The 16,769-nt window shown below is 65.8% G+C and carries 18 protein-coding genes and 1 riboswitch; of the genes, 4 read left to right on the forward strand and 14 right to left on the reverse strand.

Going from position 1 to position 16,769, the window contains the following annotated elements:
• Positions 1 to 238: 238 nt before the first annotated feature.
• The 5 genes from thiL to A7D17_RS21050 form a co-directional block, all read right to left on the reverse strand.
• Positions 239 to 1,213, reverse strand: a complete 975-nt coding sequence (thiL, locus tag A7D17_RS21030) for a thiamine-phosphate kinase (protein WP_064510893.1) — start codon at positions 1,211 to 1,213, stop codon at positions 239 to 241.
• Between the two features lie 110 nt (positions 1,214 to 1,323).
• Positions 1,324 to 1,794 (reverse strand): transcription antitermination factor NusB, encoded by a 471-nt coding sequence (gene nusB, locus A7D17_RS21035; RefSeq protein ID WP_064510894.1) that lies wholly within the window; start codon positions 1,792 to 1,794, stop codon positions 1,324 to 1,326.
• Entirely contained in the window at positions 1,791 to 2,255 is a 465-nt protein-coding gene (gene ribH, locus A7D17_RS21040) for a 6,7-dimethyl-8-ribityllumazine synthase (protein WP_003490334.1), read from the reverse strand. Before ribH ends, nusB begins: the two co-directional genes overlap by 4 nt.
• 284 nt (positions 2,256 to 2,539) lie before the next feature.
• A complete protein-coding gene (ribB, locus tag A7D17_RS21045) occupies positions 2,540 to 3,679 on the reverse strand; it encodes a 3,4-dihydroxy-2-butanone-4-phosphate synthase (RefSeq protein WP_064510895.1) in 1,140 nt (379 codons plus the stop codon).
• Entirely contained in the window at positions 3,676 to 4,278 is a 603-nt protein-coding gene (locus tag A7D17_RS21050) for a riboflavin synthase (RefSeq protein WP_064510896.1), read from the reverse strand. Before A7D17_RS21050 ends, ribB begins: the two co-directional genes overlap by 4 nt.
• A 168-nt stretch (positions 4,279 to 4,446) precedes the next feature.
• A riboswitch (FMN riboswitch) is annotated at positions 4,447 to 4,616 on the reverse strand.
• Positions 4,617 to 4,835: 219 nt separating this feature from the next.
• Here A7D17_RS21050 and A7D17_RS21055 point away from each other — a divergent pair.
• Positions 4,836 to 5,459 (forward strand): outer membrane beta-barrel protein, encoded by a 624-nt coding sequence (locus A7D17_RS21055; RefSeq protein ID WP_064510897.1) that lies wholly within the window; start codon positions 4,836 to 4,838, stop codon positions 5,457 to 5,459.
• Between the two features lie 102 nt (positions 5,460 to 5,561).
• On the opposite strand, the gene A7D17_RS24355 is transcribed toward A7D17_RS21055, so the two are convergent.
• From A7D17_RS24355 to A7D17_RS21085, 7 genes are all read right to left on the reverse strand, one after another.
• Positions 5,562 to 5,822: a hypothetical protein gene (locus A7D17_RS24355; RefSeq protein ID WP_153042017.1), complete on the reverse strand. Its 261-nt coding sequence runs from the start codon at positions 5,820 to 5,822 to the stop codon at positions 5,562 to 5,564.
• Between the two features lie 57 nt (positions 5,823 to 5,879).
• Positions 5,880 to 6,272 (reverse strand): hypothetical protein, encoded by a 393-nt coding sequence (locus A7D17_RS21060; protein ID WP_064511002.1) that lies wholly within the window; start codon positions 6,270 to 6,272, stop codon positions 5,880 to 5,882.
• 231 nt (positions 6,273 to 6,503) lie between these two features.
• Positions 6,504 to 7,598, reverse strand: a complete 1,095-nt coding sequence (ribD, locus tag A7D17_RS21065) for a bifunctional diaminohydroxyphosphoribosylaminopyrimidine deaminase/5-amino-6-(5-phosphoribosylamino)uracil reductase RibD (RefSeq protein ID WP_064510898.1) — start codon at positions 7,596 to 7,598, stop codon at positions 6,504 to 6,506.
• Positions 7,595 to 8,071 carry a GNAT family N-acetyltransferase gene (locus A7D17_RS21070; protein WP_064510899.1) on the reverse strand — a complete coding sequence of 159 codons (477 nt, stop codon included), beginning with the start codon at positions 8,069 to 8,071 and terminating at the stop codon, positions 7,595 to 7,597. The genes ribD and A7D17_RS21070 overlap by 4 nt, the downstream gene beginning before the upstream one ends.
• A 4-nt stretch (positions 8,072 to 8,075) precedes the next feature.
• Positions 8,076 to 8,600, reverse strand: a complete 525-nt coding sequence (gene nrdR / locus A7D17_RS21075; RefSeq protein ID WP_005997276.1) for a transcriptional regulator NrdR — start codon at positions 8,598 to 8,600, stop codon at positions 8,076 to 8,078.
• Between the two features lie 101 nt (positions 8,601 to 8,701).
• A complete protein-coding gene (gene glyA / locus A7D17_RS21080) occupies positions 8,702 to 9,970 on the reverse strand; it encodes a serine hydroxymethyltransferase (RefSeq protein WP_064510900.1) in 1,269 nt (422 codons plus the stop codon).
• 185 nt (positions 9,971 to 10,155) lie between these two features.
• Positions 10,156 to 10,665 carry an RcnB family protein gene (locus tag A7D17_RS21085; RefSeq protein WP_064511003.1) on the reverse strand — a complete coding sequence of 170 codons (510 nt, stop codon included), beginning with the start codon at positions 10,663 to 10,665 and terminating at the stop codon, positions 10,156 to 10,158.
• 225 nt (positions 10,666 to 10,890) lie between these two features.
• Between A7D17_RS21085 and ettA the strand changes: the two genes are divergently transcribed.
• Entirely contained in the window at positions 10,891 to 12,552 is a 1,662-nt protein-coding gene (ettA, locus tag A7D17_RS21090; protein ID WP_064510901.1) for an energy-dependent translational throttle protein EttA, read from the forward strand.
• Between the two features lie 106 nt (positions 12,553 to 12,658).
• On the opposite strand, the gene def is transcribed toward ettA, so the two are convergent.
• Both def and arsC read right to left on the reverse strand, forming a co-directional pair.
• Positions 12,659 to 13,174: a peptide deformylase gene (gene def, locus A7D17_RS21095; protein ID WP_064510902.1), complete on the reverse strand. Its 516-nt coding sequence runs from the start codon at positions 13,172 to 13,174 to the stop codon at positions 12,659 to 12,661.
• Between the two features lie 340 nt (positions 13,175 to 13,514).
• Positions 13,515 to 13,937 carry an arsenate reductase (glutaredoxin) gene (arsC, locus tag A7D17_RS21100; protein ID WP_064510903.1) on the reverse strand — a complete coding sequence of 141 codons (423 nt, stop codon included), beginning with the start codon at positions 13,935 to 13,937 and terminating at the stop codon, positions 13,515 to 13,517.
• 680 nt (positions 13,938 to 14,617) lie between these two features.
• Between arsC and A7D17_RS21105 the strand changes: the two genes are divergently transcribed.
• Together A7D17_RS21105 and A7D17_RS21110 are read left to right on the forward strand one after the other, a co-directional pair.
• Entirely contained in the window at positions 14,618 to 15,028 is a 411-nt protein-coding gene (locus A7D17_RS21105; protein ID WP_064510904.1) for a post-PEP-CTERM-1 domain-containing protein, read from the forward strand.
• A complete protein-coding gene (locus tag A7D17_RS21110; protein ID WP_064510905.1) occupies positions 15,021 to 16,679 on the forward strand; it encodes a PA domain-containing protein in 1,659 nt (552 codons plus the stop codon). The genes A7D17_RS21105 and A7D17_RS21110 overlap by 8 nt, the downstream gene beginning before the upstream one ends.
• The last annotated feature ends 90 nt before the right edge of the window (positions 16,680 to 16,769 follow it).

A 16,769-nucleotide genomic window follows, 5' to 3' on the forward strand; every position in this document is an offset into this window, starting at 1 on the left:
ATAACGCGAGCACGCTGCCTTCTCCCGCATGCGGGAGAAGGTGCCCGAAGGGCGGATGAGGGCCACCGGCCGCATTCGTCGTCCCCAGATGCACCATCAACCCAAGGTCAAGCAAGACACTAGCGCCCAACTGATGCGCGCCCGCTGATGCGCGCCCGGCGATCCGCTTCGCTGCGCCGTCTCAGCACGGCGCCCCACGCACCGCCGGTCCCCTCAGCACACGCTCCAACCCCACGCGTCAGCCAACGAAATGCTGATACCCGCGCTGCGGTGGATGCCAGGGATTGCCATCTGCGTCATGCACCACCACGCCCGGTGCGGCCACGATGCGGCCGATGCGCGTGGCGGCCACGCCGGCAAACGCCATTGCCTGCTCCACTGCATCGCGATGCGGCGGGGCGGCGGTGAAGCACAGCTCGTAATCGTCGCCGCCGCCGAGTTGCCAGCCGAGACAGGCCAGCGCATCAATGCCATCGCTGCACAACATGGGCGGCAGCATCGAAGCAAGTATCTGAGCGCCCACGCCGCTGCGTTCGCACAGGTGACCCAGATCGGCCAGCAGACCGTCCGAGACATCCACGCAGGCATGCGCAAGCCCACGCAGACGCAAGCCGGCCTGCACACGTGGCTGCGGGCGCAGCAGACGGCCGCGCCAGGTTTCATGCACTGCATCGGCCGCGGCCTGCGTGACATCCAGCCGGCTGGCCTGCCACAGCGACAATGCCGCTGCGGCCTCGCCTGGCGCCCCGGTGACCCATACGTCATCGCCCACGCGCGCGCCATCGCGACGCAGCGCCGCGCCCGGCGGCACGCTGCCGATGGCGGTCACCGCGCACGACAACGGCCCGCGCGTGGTGTCGCCCCCGACCAAGGCAATGTCATGCGCGTCGGCCAGCGCAAAGAAGCCATCGGCAAACCCGTCCACCCAGGCCAGATCGTCGCTGGGCAGCGACAGCGACAACGTGCACCAGCGCGGCTGCGCGCCCATGGCCGCCAGATCAGACAAGTTCACCGCCAAGGTTTTCCAGCCGACATCGGCGGCCAGCGTCTCGTGCGGGAAGTGCACCCCGGCATTGAGCGTATCGGCGGTGATCGCCAACTGCTCGCCGGCCGGCGGTTGCAACAGCGCCGCATCGTCGCCGATGCCCAACGGCACATCGGCACGCGCCGCAATGCGGGCGCGCAGACGAGCGATCAGATCGAATTCGGGCATGGGGACGAGAATCGGGAGAAGGGAATCGGGAATCGTAAAAGCGCGTCAGGAGATATCGCAGATGGAGCTCTTACGATTCCCCATTCCCGACTCCCCATTCCCACGGCGCCTCAGGCGCCCGACTCGACCTTGCGCCACTCCACCGCGGCGCGATCCAGCACGCCGTTGACGTAGGTGTGGCCGTGCTCGGAGCCGAAGCGCTTGGCGGTTTCGATCGCTTCGTTGATGACAACGCGGTAGGGCACGTCCTGCCGGTACAACAGCTCGTAGGCGGCCAGGCGCAGCACCGCGCGCTCGATCGCATCGACCTCTTCCACGCCGCGGTCCAGATACGGCGTCAGCGCGGTATCCAGTTCGGCGCGGTTGGCGATCACGCCATCGACCAGGCTTTCGAAATACGCCAGATCCGCCACTTCGTGCGCCTGCTCATGCGCGAACTGGGCAATCACCTGCCTGGCGAAGCCGCCGGAGATCTGCCAGGCATACACCGCCTGCAGGGCGCGGCGGCGCGCGCGCGAACGCAGCACCGGGTCGATGCCGTCGCGACGGCCGTGGCGTGCATGTCCACCGGACTTGCTCATGGCAACAACTCCATCAAATTCACCAGTTCCAGCGCAGCAAGCGCGCATTCCTCACCCTTGTTGCCGTGGCTGCCGCCGGCACGCGCCTCGGCATCTTCCACCCGCTCCACCGCCAGCACGCCGTTGAGCACCGGCACGCCGGTCTGCAGCTGCACGCTCATCAGGCCTTCGGCGCACAGGTCGGCCACGTGTTCGTAATGGCGGGTATCGCCACGGATCACGCAGCCCAGCGCGATGATCGCGCCATGCTGGCCGGACTGCGCCACGCGGTTGGCGGCGATCGGGATTTCCCAGGCGCCGGGCACGCGGATCACGTCGATGGCGTCCTCGCCAATGCCGTTGCCGGCCAGGCTCTGGCGTGCGCCGGCAACCAGCACGTCGGTGATGCGGGCGTTCCAGCGGCTGGCGATGATCGCAAAGCGCGCGGTGGTGGGGCGAAGATCGCCTTCGTAGTGGGTCATGCGGGTCGGCAACTCGAGGGGGCGGGAAGTTTAACAGCTGCCGGGGTCAGCCCCGGCGGGCACCGGCACGGCGTGGCCCGGCAAAGCAGGCCCTGCCTTGGCGCCGGACGCTTGGCGCCGGACGCCGGACGTCGGACGCGTGGCGCCAAAGCAGTATGGGCAGGGGATAGGCTGGCGGCGACTGCAGGCCCGGGCACCGCCCGCGACTGCGCTGCGGCCGGCGCAGTGGCGGCCGGGCTGCACCAGTGCCACGCCATGGCGCGGCACCAGCGCAGAAGCATCGGTTACGGCACCGCGTCCGGCGGCACCGAGCGCACGCCCTGGCCCGGGTGGCATTCCAGGTACTCCACCACTTCCAGTCCGAAGCCGGCCAGGCCGACCTGACGCCGCGGCGTCCCCAGCACACGCAGCTTGCCCAGGCCCAGTTCGGCCAGGATCTGCGCGCCGGCGCCATTGCGCCGCCACTGGCTGACATCCTTGGCATTGGTGGCGGCCTCGGGCTGCTGACGCAACCGCGCCAACAACGATTCGCTGTCGCGCGGGGCCGACAGCACCACCATCACACCCTGCCCCTCGGCAGCGATGGCGCGCAAGGCGTCGGTGGCGGGCACGCCGAAATCCTCACGCTGCCAGTGCAGCAGGTCGGCCAGCGGGTTTTCCACCTGCACCCGCACCAGGGTGGGCGTGTGCGGATCGGCCGTGCCGCGCACCAGGGCGAAGTGCAGGTCGTGGGCGATGCGGTCGCGGTAGGTCACCAGTTGGAATGGTCCAAACTCGGTGGTGATCTCGCGCGCATCCACCCGCTCGACGGTGTGCTCGTTGGCCAACCGGTAGGCGATCAGGTCGGCGATCGAGCCCATCTTCAGCCCATGCTCGCGTGCGAACACTTCCAGCTGCGGGCGGCGCGCCATGCTGCCGTCCGGGTTGAGCACTTCCACCAGCACGCCGGCCGGTTCCAGCCCGGCCAGCATCGGCAGATCGCTGGCCGCTTCGGTGTGGCCGGCGCGGGTCAGCACGCCACCGGGCTGCGAGATCAGCGGGAAGATATGCCCCGGCTGGCTCAGATCCTGCGGCTTGGCATCCGGACGCACCGCGGTGCGCACCGTGTGCGCGCGGTCGTAGGCGGAGATGCCGGTGGTCACGCCTTCGGCCGCTTCGATACTGACGGTGAAGTTGGTCTGGAACTGCGCGGTGTTGTTGCGCACCATCGGCGCCAGGCCAAGCTGCGCGCAGCGCTCGCGGGTCAGCGACAGGCACACCAGGCCGCGTGCGTGGGTGACCATGAAGTTGATGTCCGACGGCTTGACCAGCTCGGCAGCCATGATCAGATCGCCCTCGTTTTCGCGGTCTTCGTCATCGACGATCACCACCATGCGCCCGGCACGCAACTCTTCGATCAGCTCGGGAACCGGTGCGAAATTCATGCTGCCCCCCGCGTGCCGAGCAGGCGTTCGACATAACGCGCCACCAGGTCGATTTCCAGATTCACCGCCGCCCCCACTGCCGTTGCCGAAAACGCCGTGTTTGCCACGGTATGCGGGATCAGCGCGACCTCGAAGCCGGCATCGTCCACGGCGTTGACGGTCAGGCTGACGCCATCGACACAGATAGACCCCTTCTTGGCGACATACCGCAGCACCTCGGGCGGTGCCACAAAGCGCCAGCGCTGTGCGCGGGCATCGTCATGGACAGAGTGCACCTGGCCCAGGCCATCGACATGCCCGCTCACCAGATGACCGCCAAGCCGGTCGGTGGGGCGCATCGCGCGCTCGAGATTGATCACCGCGCCGTCGGGCAACGCGCCCAGCGTGGTCAGCGACAGGGTTTCGGTGGACGCATCGGCCTGGAAACTGGTTGCGTCGAACGCGATCACGGTCAGGCACACGCCATTGACCGCGATGCTCTCACCCAGCTGCACGGCGTCGAACGGCAGGCTGCCGGTGGCAAAGGTGAATCGCACATCGCCGCCCTGCGGCTGGCGCGCGGCCAGGCGGCCGACGCCCTCGATGATTCCGGTGAACATCAGTGCGCCCCCTTGTGCAGCGAGCGCTGCGCAGGAGTCGGGCGGTGAACAGGTGCAGGACAGCGCAGCAGGTGATGCAGAGGCATAGTCGTTTCTCGCAGGAGTTGAGCGAAAAACGCCACAAGGCAAAGCAAACAGGCGCGCGCACAGCCGCGAGGGCTGCGCGTTGGCCGTCTTCTTTCATCCGGACTATACCGTCGGCTCCGGCATCGGACCGGATCTGCTGACCTTCGCCCCCGCGTCCGCACGGGGCGGATTGGCGGCGAAGCGCTCGCGGGCTCGCACGCTTGCACGTGCCTACCGCCGGTGGGGAATCGCACCCCGCCCTGAAGACGTTCGTAAGTACCGGCGAACCGGCCGGCGCAGTTTAACAGCGCGCATCGGCGCCATTGCTGACCACCAGCTAAGGCCAATAGGACGCTGTGTCATGTCAGGAATTTCCCCATAGCAAGTTTTGTGAAGAGTCTGTTAAATTGCGCACCGCGACGGGAGACGTCGCGCTTTTCCAGCCTGCAAAGGGCCGGAAGACACGGACATCAACTCTAAAGAGAACACTCATGCGCACCACCCTGATTCTGGCCGCCCTGCTGGCCGCCTCCCCGTTTGCCGCCGCTGCTGAAGGCCTGAGCTACAGCTATGTCGAAGGCGGCTGGAACCGCACCGAAATCACCGTGAACGACGATTCGGACGACTTGGACGGCGGCTACCTGCGCGGTTCGTGGCAGATTGCCGAGCCGGTCTACCTGCTCGCCGGCTACCAGCGCGCCACCAAGGATTTCAACCTCGGCTCCGGCTTCGTGCTCGAAGGCACCTTGCAGCAGGCCAGCGTCGGTATCGGCTATCGCCAGGAAATGACCGAGCGCGTTGAGTTCATCGCCGACATCAGCGTGCTGCGCTCCAAGGTCGAATCCGACCTGCGCCTGCGTGGCCGCTCGATCGACGACTCCTCCGACACCAGCAGCCTGGGCTTCGGCAACCTCGGCCTGCGTGGCAAGCCCTCGCCGCGTACCGAAGCATGGATCAAGGCCGGCTATATCGACGGCAGCGACGTGGACGAAGGCGAATTCGTCGGCACCCTGGGCGGCCAGGTCAACTTCACCCCGACCTGGGGCCTGGTGGCCGAAGCGCAGTTCATCGACAACGCCAACCAGTACCGTGTCGGCGTGCGCGCAAGCTTCTGATCGACGCGCTGCAGCTGCAGAAAAAGGCTCCGCTTGCGGAGCCTTTTTTGTGTCCGTCCACGCCTGGCGCGATTCGCGCGTTCCTTAAGACAAAAATTTTGGTCACGGAAGATCCATACAGCTAAATCGCTCCGGGTGCAGTGGATCGACCGTGGTACGCGCAAACCGCCACCTGACGTTCGACCATGCATTGATTGAAAGGCCAAGCGCAAGGCACAGCACGCCAATGGCAGAGCACGCACGCGAATAGAACGCTCCCAGCAATAGCCACACCACGGCTGCAAGCACCACCAGCAGAATGGGCGCTGGAAGCCGTGTTTCTAGCGCCTGCAACATCGCACGCACGCTTGCTGCGATCTGCATTAGGAAACGTCCAGACGCCAGAGCATGCCGTCGACCACTACATCACGCCGCATCCTGCTATTGATTGAGCGTGGTTTCGATGACATCGACGATCTCACTGACGGGGATCGTGAAAACTCCAGCATTGCCTTCTTCAAAGGCAGTCCGCCAGGTTGTGTAGCCCTCCAGATACTCCGGATTCACCGGGGACTGACCGACAAGCGTCGTCACCGAGCTTTCGAGTGTCGCTCTGGATACCGGAGAATGCGGCAACTCCGTCGAGATGCCATCGGGCGCACGCGCATTTTTTACCCGAACGTCGCGGACGCTGATATGGAAGACTTCGCCAATCTTCGGTTCGCTCTCGATCCTGTTGATCTGCAGCGTCGATCCCGGCTCTTCGGCCCTGTTGCGGTACTTCCAGACTTGCCCTTCCGCAAACTGCCGGGCTTGTGCGGTGACCAGGGTCATAGTTAAAAATCCGATGACAGAAAGGAGGCTAATTTTCATCTAACGCGGCTTGAGAGCAAATGTTGGTCGGCAGCGTGTTCAACCAATCGCCGTCATCGCTGGGACCTTCGGACCTGGCCGGCCCAGGCAGGCCATGCATTCGATAACGCCACCCTCAAGCTTCGACGCTTACGGAACGCGTGAGCTGGAGGATCAGCATCCTGCAACGTTCTCTTGCGCCAGAGCCAGCGCTCACTCGACGACCCCAGGCAAATAGCGCAGCCGCAGATCCTGGCCAAGCTGGCGCACATCGGCCAGATGCAGCGTGCGCCGTTGCGCCATCGTATCGATGCCCAACCCGGCCAGCAGCGGTCTGGCGGTATCGCCCAGCAGCACCGGAGCCATGTAGACCAACAGTTCGTCGACCAGGCCGGCTTGCAGCAGCGCGCCGCTCAACGTTGCGCCGGCCTCTGCATGTACTTCGTTGATGCCGCGCTCTGCCAGTTGCGCCAGCACCGACCCCAGATCGAAGCGCCCTTCCTGCAGCGGCATCTCGACGAACTCGGCATTCTGCAGCGATGGAACGGGCATCGCGTTGCCATGCAGATAGAGCGTCGGCGCATCGCCCTGACGAATGGTCCCGCACTCCAAGGTGCGCAAGCGCGCATCCAGTACGACCCGCAACGGCGGCACGAAGGGCGTGTCATCGCCCAAGCGCACCGTCATCGCCGGATCGTCCGCCAGCACCGTGCCGGCACCGGTCAGGATGGCACCGGCACGCGCGCGCCAGCGTTGCACGTCGGCACGTGCATCTACACCGGTGATCCACTTCGACTCGCCGCTGGCCAGCGCTGTGCGCCCATCCAGGCTGGCGCCCAGCTTGACCCGCAACCACGGCCTGCCACGCTCCACCCGCGATAGAAACCCGCGATTGAGCGCGCGTGCCTGCGCCTGCAGCACGCCGCTGACCACCTCGATTCCTGCCTCACGCAGCAGCGCGAATCCACCCCCGTTGACCTGCGGAAACGGGTCGGCCATCGCTGCGACAACACGCGTCACGCCTGCCTCGATCAAAGCCAGTGCACACGGGGGCGTCCGCCCGTAATGCGCACACGGCTCCAGCGTGACGTAAGCGGTGGCGCCGCGCGCCAGCGCGCCGGCAGCGCGCAGTGCGAACACCTCGGCATGCGGGCCACCGGCCCGCTGATGGAAGCCTTCGCCCACGCACACGCCATCGCGCACGATCACGCAGCCCACCATCGGATTGGGCCGCGTGGTGTATGCACCGCGTTCTGCCAGGCGCAGCGCCTGCGCCATCCAGCGGTGGTCGTCGGCCGTTACCTTCATTGCCTTGCTCCTTCGGGCGCGATGGCCATCACCACGATCTGCATCGGGCCAAGCAGCAGCTTGGCATGCGTGTGCCAGCCCAGTCGCAGATAAAAAGGCACCAGCGCCGGCTGGCAATACAGATACAACAGCGGCACACGCAATTGCGCGGCGGCACGCACGCAGTGCGCCACCAGTGCTTCGCCAATGCCCTGCCCGCGCGCCTGCGGCTGCACGAACAGCGATGCCAGCCAGGGCGACCATTGGCGGATGCGGTCGTCGTCGTTCTCCAGCAGGCTGACCGAACCGAGCCAGTGCGACCGATCGAGCGCGACCCAGGTGGTGGGTATCACGCCATCGCGCGTATGCCTGCGCAGCTCGCTCAACGCTTCATCGATCGTCCAGTCCGGCAACAGGCTGCCGAAGGCCTGCAGATGCGCCTGCGCGATGGCAGGCAGATGCTCTGGCGTGTCCGCCACGCAGGCGATGCGCATGCGCTCAGCGCTTGCCGGGTTTGCCAGCACGTTCCAGCGCCGCTTCCAGCAACGGCAGTTGCTCGCTGCCGACCGGAAGCTCGCGTTCGAGCTTTTCGATTTCTTCGCGGAAGTCGGCCACATCCTGGAAGCTGCGGTAGACCGAAGCGAACCGCACATAGCCGACATGATCGAGCTTGCGCAGCTCCACCATCACGTATTCGCCCACCCGCAGCGAGCCCACTTCGCGCTCGCCAGACATGCGCAGCTGATGCACCACCGCGCGCACCGCCGCTTCGATCTGTTCTTCGGACACCGGGCGTTTCTGCAGCGCGCGGTCGAAGCTGGTGCGCAGCTTGCGCGCGTCGAACGCCTCGCGCCCGCCATCGCTCTTGACCACGGTGGGCAGCTTGAGCTCGATGGTTTCCAGCGTACTGAAACGCTCGCCACAGGCCTCGCACTCGCGGCGCCGACGAATCGTCGTGCCGTCTTCGGACACCCGCGAATCGATCACGCGGGTGTCGTTGTGCTGGCAAAAGGGGCAGTGCATCAGGCGTCCGGGAATAGGGAGAGGGGAATAGGGAATCGGAACAGCAGAGCTATCGCAGCGTTGCTTTTACCATTCTCGTCTCCCTATTCCCCATTCCCATCTCAGCCGTAGACCGGATAACGCTTGCACTGTGCGGTCACTGCGTCGCGCACCTTGGCCAGCACGGCTTCGTCGCTCGGTGCATCCAGCACGTCGGCGATCCAGTTGGCCAGGTCGATGCTGTCCTGCTCCTTGTAACCGCGCGTGGTGATGGCCGGGGTGCCCAGGCGCAGGCCCGAGGTCACGAACGGCGAGCGCGGGTCGTTGGGCACCGAGTTCTTGTTGACGGTGATGTGCGCCTTGCCGAGCGCGGCTTCTGCATCCTTGCCGGAGACATCGCGACCAATCATGTCCACCAGCATCAGGTGATTCTCGGTGCCGCCGGACACGATCTTGTAGCCACGCGCGATCAGCGTGTTGGCCATCGCCTGGGCGTTCTTGACCACCTGCTGCTGGTAGGTCTTGAACGCCGGCTCCAAGGCTTCCTTGAACGCAACCGCCTTGGCCGCGATCACGTGCATCAGTGGGCCGCCCTGGATACCGGGGAACACGATCGACTGCAGCTTCTTCTGCAGGTCTTCGCTGGCGCCCTTGGCCACGATGATGCCGCCGCGCGGGCCGCGCAGGGTCTTGTGGGTGGTCGAGGTGACAACGTGCGCATGCTCCATCGGGCTCGGGTAGACGCCGGCGGCCACCAGGCCGGCCACGTGCGCCATGTCCACGAACAGATACGCACCGACGCTGTCGGCGATGGCGCGGAAGCGCGCCCAGTCGATCTTCTGCGAGTACGCAGAGAAACCGGCCACCACCATCTTCGGCGTGTGCTCGGTGGCCAGGCGCTGGACTTCGTCGTAATCGATCAGGCCCTGCTCGTTGACGCCGTACTGCACCGCGTTGAACAGCTTGCCGGAGACGTTGACCTTGGCACCGTGGGTCAGGTGACCGCCATGGGCCAGGCTCATGCCCAGGATGGTGTCGCCGGGCTGCAACAGCGCCAGATACACCGCCTGATTGGCCTGCGAGCCGCTGTGCGGCTGCACGTTGGCGTACATATCTTCCGTGGACCCCGCACCAAACACCTGCTTGATGCGGTCGATTGCCAGTTGTTCGGCAATGTCCACGTACTCGCAACCGCCGTAGTAACGCTTGCCCGGATAGCCTTCGGCGTACTTATTGGTTAGCTGGCTGCCCTGGGCTTCCATCACCAGGGCGCTGCAGTAGTTCTCGCTGGCGATCAGTTCGACGTGATCCTCCTGGCGGCCGACTTCAGCGGCGATGGCCTTGGCCAGTTCGGGGTCGTAGGTTTCCAGTCGGACGTCGCGCGAGAACATTCGAAGCTCCGGGGCAGCTGCAGCCAGTAGGGCCGCCGATTGTAAGCCCCCGCCGCACAGGTGACCAATCGCGCCGCTGGCGGACATGGGCCCGATCGGTCGGCGCGCCCCGCAAACGACAAAGGCGCACCGGAGTGCGCCTTTGCGTGATGGCTGGCCCGATTGCTCGGCCGCCGGCTGCCTGCTCAGTTGTTGAGGACCAGGTCGGCAATCACACCGGTGGCGATGGCGACCAGCAGCAGGTTGCCGGTGTTGTCGCGCTGCCAACGGTAGCCGTACGGCGGGCGGCGCAGGTTGTAGCGGTCGTAGTCGTTGATCACATAGACCGGGCCGTGGTACCGCTGGCCGCGGGCCCAGTACGGGCGCGGCGGCGGGCCGGCGCGGTAGTAACTGGGGCGATCGTAGACATAGACCCGGTTGCGGTCGTAGCGACGGTCCTGGTAACGGGCGTCGCGATAGCCCTCGCGGTAGCCACTGCTGTAGTAGCGGCGGTCGTCGCGACGGTCATCGCGCCAGTCGCGGCGATCGCCGCGCCAATCGCCACGGTGATCGCGACCGCGGTCGTGGCGATCGTCGCGGTCGTGGCCATGACGGTCGTGGCCGCGGCCCCAGTCGTCGGCAAACGCTGCCGGAGCCACCGAGCCCAGCGCCAGGATGGAAGAAAGCACAACAGTGACGATGCGTTTGCGGTTCATGACCAGCTCCTGTTTGCGATGTCGCAATTTCATTAAGACGCTGCCCGCCTTAACGCATTCTTGCTGGAATCGGTTACGAAAATCCCTATTCAGGTAATAGGTAGGCTGCCGTTTAGCTAGCTTCCACCCGGCGCGGCTCCGGGCGCTTGCCCGTATAATCGACGCAATCCCTTTTCCGCTGCCTCCGGCCCCGGCCGGTGGGCTGCCTGCGTCCACGGAGCACCCATGTCGCAATACATCTACACCATGAACCGCGTCAGCAAGGTGGTCCCGCCCAAGCGGCAGATCATCAAGGACATCTCGCTGAGCTTTTTCCCGGGCGCCAAGATCGGCCTGCTGGGCCTGAACGGCGCCGGCAAGTCCACGGTGCTGAAGATCATGGCCGGCGTGGATACCGACTTCGAGGGCGAAGCCCGTCCGCAGGCAGGCATCAAGGTCGGTTACCTGGCCCAGGAACCGCAGCTCGACCCCGAGCACACCGTGCGCGAAGCGGTCGAAGAAGGCGTGGGCGACGTATTGCAGGCCCAGGCCGCGCTGGATGCGGTGTATCTGGCTTATGCCGAAGAGGGCGCCGACTTCGATGCGCTGGCCAAGGAGCAGGAGCGTCTGGAGGCGATCCTGGCCGCCGGCGATGCCCACACCCTGGAAAACCAGCTGGATGTGGCTGCCGATGCGCTGCGCCTGCCGCCGTGGGACGCCATCGTCGGCAAGCTGTCCGGTGGTGAGAAGCGTCGCGTGGCGCTGTGCCGCCTGCTGCTGCAGAAGCCGGACATGCTGCTGCTCGACGAACCGACCAACCACCTGGACGCCGAGTCGGTGGAGTGGCTGGAGCAGTTCCTGGCGCGCTACACCGGCACCGTGGTGGCGGTGACCCATGATCGCTACTTCCTGGACAACGCCGCCGAGTGGATCCTCGAGCTGGACCGCGGCCGCGGCATTCCGTGGAAGGGCAACTACACCGACTGGCTGACCCAGAAGGACGAGCGCCTCAAGCAGGAAGACAACCAGGAAAAGTCACGCCAGAAGGCGATCCAGAAGGAACTGGAATGGTCGCGGCAGAACGCCAAGGGCGGCCGTACCAAGGGCAAGGCGCGTCTGGCCCGCCTGGAAGAGCTGCAGTCGGTGGACTACCAGCGCCGCAACGAGACCAATGAAATCTTCATCCCGCCGGGCGAGCGCCTGGGCAACTCGGTGATGGAGTTCAAGAACGTGTCCAAGAAGTTCGGCGACCGCCTGCTGATCGACAACCTGTCGATGATCGTGCCGCCGGGCGCCATCGTCGGCATCATCGGTCCCAACGGCGCCGGTAAGTCGACCCTGTTCAAGATGATCACCGGCCAGGAAAAGCCCGACTCCGGCGAAATCGTGGTCGGCCCCACCGTGCAGCTGTCCTACGTGGACCAAAGCCGCGACGCGCTGGAGGGCAACCACAACGTGTTCCAGGAAATCGCCGGCGGCCTGGATATCCTCAACATCAATGGCGTGGAGATCCAGTCGCGCGCCTACATCGGCCGCTTCAACTTCAAGGGCCAGGACCAGCAGAAGATGGTCGGCTCGCTGTCCGGTGGTGAGCGCGGTCGCCTGCACATGGCCAAGACGCTGCTGCAGGGCGGCAACGTGCTGCTGCTCGACGAACCGTCCAACGACCTGGACATCGAAACCCTGCGTGCGCTGGAAGATGCGTTGCTGGAGTTCCCGGGCAACACCTTCGTGATTTCGCATGATCGCTGGTTCCTGGACCGCATCGCCACGCATATCCTGGCGTTCGAAGGCGAGTCGCACGTGGAGTTCTTCCAGGGCAACTACCGCGAGTACGAAGAAGACAAGCGCCGCCGCATGGGCGATGACGCAGGTCCCAAGCGTCTGCGCTTCAAGGCGCTGAAGTAAGCATGACAAGGGCGCCGCAAGGCGCCCTTTTTATATCCGAGGTGCAGTGCCGTCCCGCCTAGACCGTGCCGCTGTCGAAGATGAAATGCGCAGCGCGACTGCTGCGCTACAAGTCGTAGGACAACACGTCTTCGAAACCGAAGGTATCGAAATTTTCGATGCGCGAGGGATACAGGCGTCCGACCAGATGGTCGTACTCGTGCTGGACGACGCGCGCATGAAAGCCTTCGGCCTCGCGATCGATCGGGGTGCCGTCGGGCGCGAAGCCGCGATAGCGGATGTGGCGGTAACGCGGGATTACCGCGCGCAGGCCGGGAATCGACAGACAGCCTTCCCAACCGTTTTCCATCTCGTCCGACAGTGGCTCGATCTGCGCATTCGCCAAGGCCGTGCGCGGTACCGTGGGCGCGTCCGGATAACGCTCGCTGACTTCGAAACCGAACACCATCAATTGCAGGTCCACCGCGATCTGCGGAGCGGCCAGACCGACGCCGCGCGCATCGTCCATGGTCTCGAACATGTCGGCCACCAAGGCATGCAAGTCGGCACTGCCCAGGTCGGTCACCGGTGGCGCCACGCGCAGCAGGCGTTTGTCGCCCATGCGGATAATCTCGCGAATCATGTCGATGCTCCTCAAAAACGATACGGCGATCTTAGAACGGCCACCACACGCTGGCGAGCGGCTGCCAGGCAGGTGTGCACGGCGCCAATCGGCGTGGACGAGTGCCGCATGACGTCCCTGGCACCGGCCGCGCCTGACGGTGGTCGCACAGTCGCTTGGTTGGTCGCTTCCAGCGCGGTAGATACCGTGTGGTAGCGGTGCAATCCATGACTCCCATGGCGTTGGCGCCAAGCGCCGATCCGCCCTGCCCGGTCACCGCGCAACGGTGTCATTGGATGCGCGCAGCGTGAAAAAGGCAGGACCGGTAGCGGCGCAGTGATGACTGCGATTGCTGCGGCGCTCAGGCGCCGATCCGCTGGCCGGTCTCGTCCAGCACGCACTCGCCGTCTTCCTTGACGAACGCACCGGTGGCTGGTGGCAACAGGTCGAGCACCTGCTCGGATGGACGGCACAGGCGCGTCCCCAGCGGGGTCTGCACGAACGGGCGATTGATCAGGATCGGATGCGCGAGCATCGCGCTCAGCAGGGCGGCGTCATCCAGCGCGGGATCGTCCAGCCCCAGTTCCAGATACGGCGTGCCCTTCTGGCGCAGGGCATCGCGTACCGACAGGCCGGCATCGGCAATCAGCGACTGCAGCGTCTGCCGGTCTGGCGGGTACTGCAGATACTCGACGATCTGCGGCTCGATGCCGACATGCCGGATCAGCGCCAGGGTGTTGCGGGACGTGCCGCAGGCGGGGTTGTGGTAGATGACGGCGTGCATGCATGACCTGAAGGGGGGCGACGGACCACGCGTGCAGCGGTGACCGCTGTCCATGCCGCCACGCGTGGGGCGCAGTGTACGAGCGGATGGATCGAATGCGCATACGCACGGACCGGCTCCGTTCGGTGGGGCAACTGCTCCGGACCGCCCGTCGCGCTCCCCGCTGCCTGCGGCTTGCGGGCACGTCGATCTGCCGACCGCCTCGACAAGACGGAAATCCAGACCCGTCCGTCATGACCAACCCGCGGACTACGCCCTTCCAGCGCGCTGGCCGGCGCCTGCGCCGCAAGCGCGGGCCAGGCATGCAACGCATCGCATGGACCACCGACCGACGTGCCACGTGCCGCTGCACGACCCGCGCAGCCTCGCCCGCCCCGCATCCGCCCATCTCGGCACCCGCTCCGAAAGAACACCGGCTGCCCCACCCCGCCACCGCGTCAGATTTCTGACTGGGACCGGCCCCAAATCAACGTCGCACCGCAGAAAAGGCGCCGAGCACAAGCACGAAGCTGACTTTTTCAGGCCATGACTTCGCTTGAGACGCTCGGCCTGTCAAAAGATTGACACAAGTCACGGATTCATGATTCAGTCATGAACAGACTAAATCGGAAGGATTTCTCCCGAACGCCGGGATCTCGCACGGCGTTCTTTCTGCAGTTGGCCCCAAGGAAACCCCAACAATGATGAGCGTTCGCAAGCCCGGATGGATGCTGTCCGGCGTGCTGTGTGTTGCCTGCCTGCCGGCGCTTGCCGGGGCGCAGGATGTCGCCGCCAGTTCCAAGGTCGGTATCGATCCTGTCACCGGCAAGCTGCGCCCACTGACCGATGCCGAGAGCGCGGCACTGGACCAGCAGGCCGGCGCGGCTGCCCGCAGCGCCGCGACCCGCACCACGATGCCGCAAACCGAGGCGGCCGCACGCGCCACCGAGCGTCGCCTGCCCAACGGCACCGTGGCGCGCAAGTTGCCGGCCACACAAATGAGCTCGTTGACCGCGACCCGCCAGGCCGATGGCCGCATCGTGATCGAGCACAGCGACGACGCCGACACCCAACCCGCCCACGCCGAGCACGGAGCGCTGCCGCATGAATAAGCCCTTGTTGCTGTTGTCCCTGGCGGTGGCCGCCGCACTCGCACCGCTGCACGCCTCGGCTGCCAATGTCACGCTGATCAATGGCGACGCCGGCACCGTGGTCGGCTTGAACGACCCGACTGCCGCTGCCCCGCTAGGCGGCAACCCCGGGCGGTCGGTCGGCGAACAGCGTCGCATCGCCTACCAGTACGCAATGGACCTGTGGGGCGCGGTGCTGCAGAGCAACGTGGAAATCAAGGTGTACGCCTCGTTCGCGCGGCTGACCTGTACCGCCACCGGCGGCACCCTGGGCCAGGCCGGCCCGAACTGGATCGTCAACAACTTCCCCGGCGCCAAGCCCAATACGCTGTATCCGTCTGCGCTGGGCGATGCGATCGCCGGGCAGGACCTGGTGCCCGATCCAGCCGATCCGGCCGACGTGTTTTCGCAATTCAACGGCGACCTGGGCAAGGACGACTGCCTGGCCGGCTCCGGCTGGTACCTGGGCCTGGACGGCAAGACCCCGGAGGGCCAGATCAACTTCCTCAACGTGGTGATGCACGAGATCGGCCACGGCCTGGGCGCTGCCGGCTTCCTCAACAAGACCACCGGCGTGCTCGGTTCGGGCAGCGGGCTGACCGACGTCTACACCTCGCAGGCCTACGACAACGTGCAGAACAAGCGTTTCGACGACCCGACCATGACCAATGCCCTGCGCGCCGAAGCAATGCGCACACCCGGTCGCACGGTATGGGCCGGCACGCGCGTCAACCGCGAGGCGGCGTTGATCCTGGATCCGCGCACGCTGCTGCAGGTCACCGCGCCCAGCACCGCCGCCGGCAAGTTCGAGGTGGGCTTTGCCAGCTTCGGCCTGCTGGCCACCGCCGGCAATTTCCCCGCCCGCGCAGTGGTGACCGTCAACGATGGCGTCGCCGCCGCATCGGCGACCGATGGCTGCGAGACCCCGTTCGTCAACGCGGCCGAGGTGGCCGGCAAGGTGGCGTTGATCGACCGCGGCACCTGCGCCTTCGCCATCAAGGTCAAGAACGCCCAGCTCAATGGCGCGGTGGGCGTGATCGTGGCCAACAACGCCGCCGGCGTGCAGACCATGGGCAACGCGGCCCCGCCGATCACCGACATCACCATCCCGGCGATCATGGTGTCGCAGGCCGATGGCGCACGCCTGAAGGGCAGCACCGCGGTCGTGGCCGGGCTGTACGAGGATCCGGAACTGCTGCAGGGCACCGACAGCGCCGGCCGCACGCGTTTGTACGCCCCCAGCGTTGTGGCAGGCGGCTCGACGTTCTCGCACTTCGACACCGACCTGCAGCCGAATGCGCTGATGGAACCGTTCGATACGCCGGAAGTGCAGGCGCATCTGAACATCGACCTGACCCCGGCGATGTTTGCCGATATCGGCTGGACCTTGAACCGTGGCCTGACCCGGCTGGGTAACTGCAATACGCTGGTACCGACCGTGGAGACTGGCGGGCTGATTGCCGGCGCCAACCTCACTGCCGAAAACAGCCTGTGCAAGACGCAGAATGCAGGCAATCGCTTCGGTTACCTGAGCTGCATGAACGACCATCTGCGCGAGCTGGAAGACCAGGGAGCGATCAGCCGCGTGCAGCAGGCGGCGACCTTCATCTGTGCCACCAAGGTTCGCCCGTAAGGCGCGCCTGCACCACGTGATGGGGATGCGAACGGCGCCGCGAGGCGCCGTTCGTTTATGCGGCGCGGTGCGGTGCGCCGCACGCCGCTC

The organism is Xanthomonas floridensis, from assembly GCF_001642575.1.
GTDB lineage: Bacteria > Pseudomonadota > Gammaproteobacteria > Xanthomonadales > Xanthomonadaceae > Xanthomonas > Xanthomonas floridensis.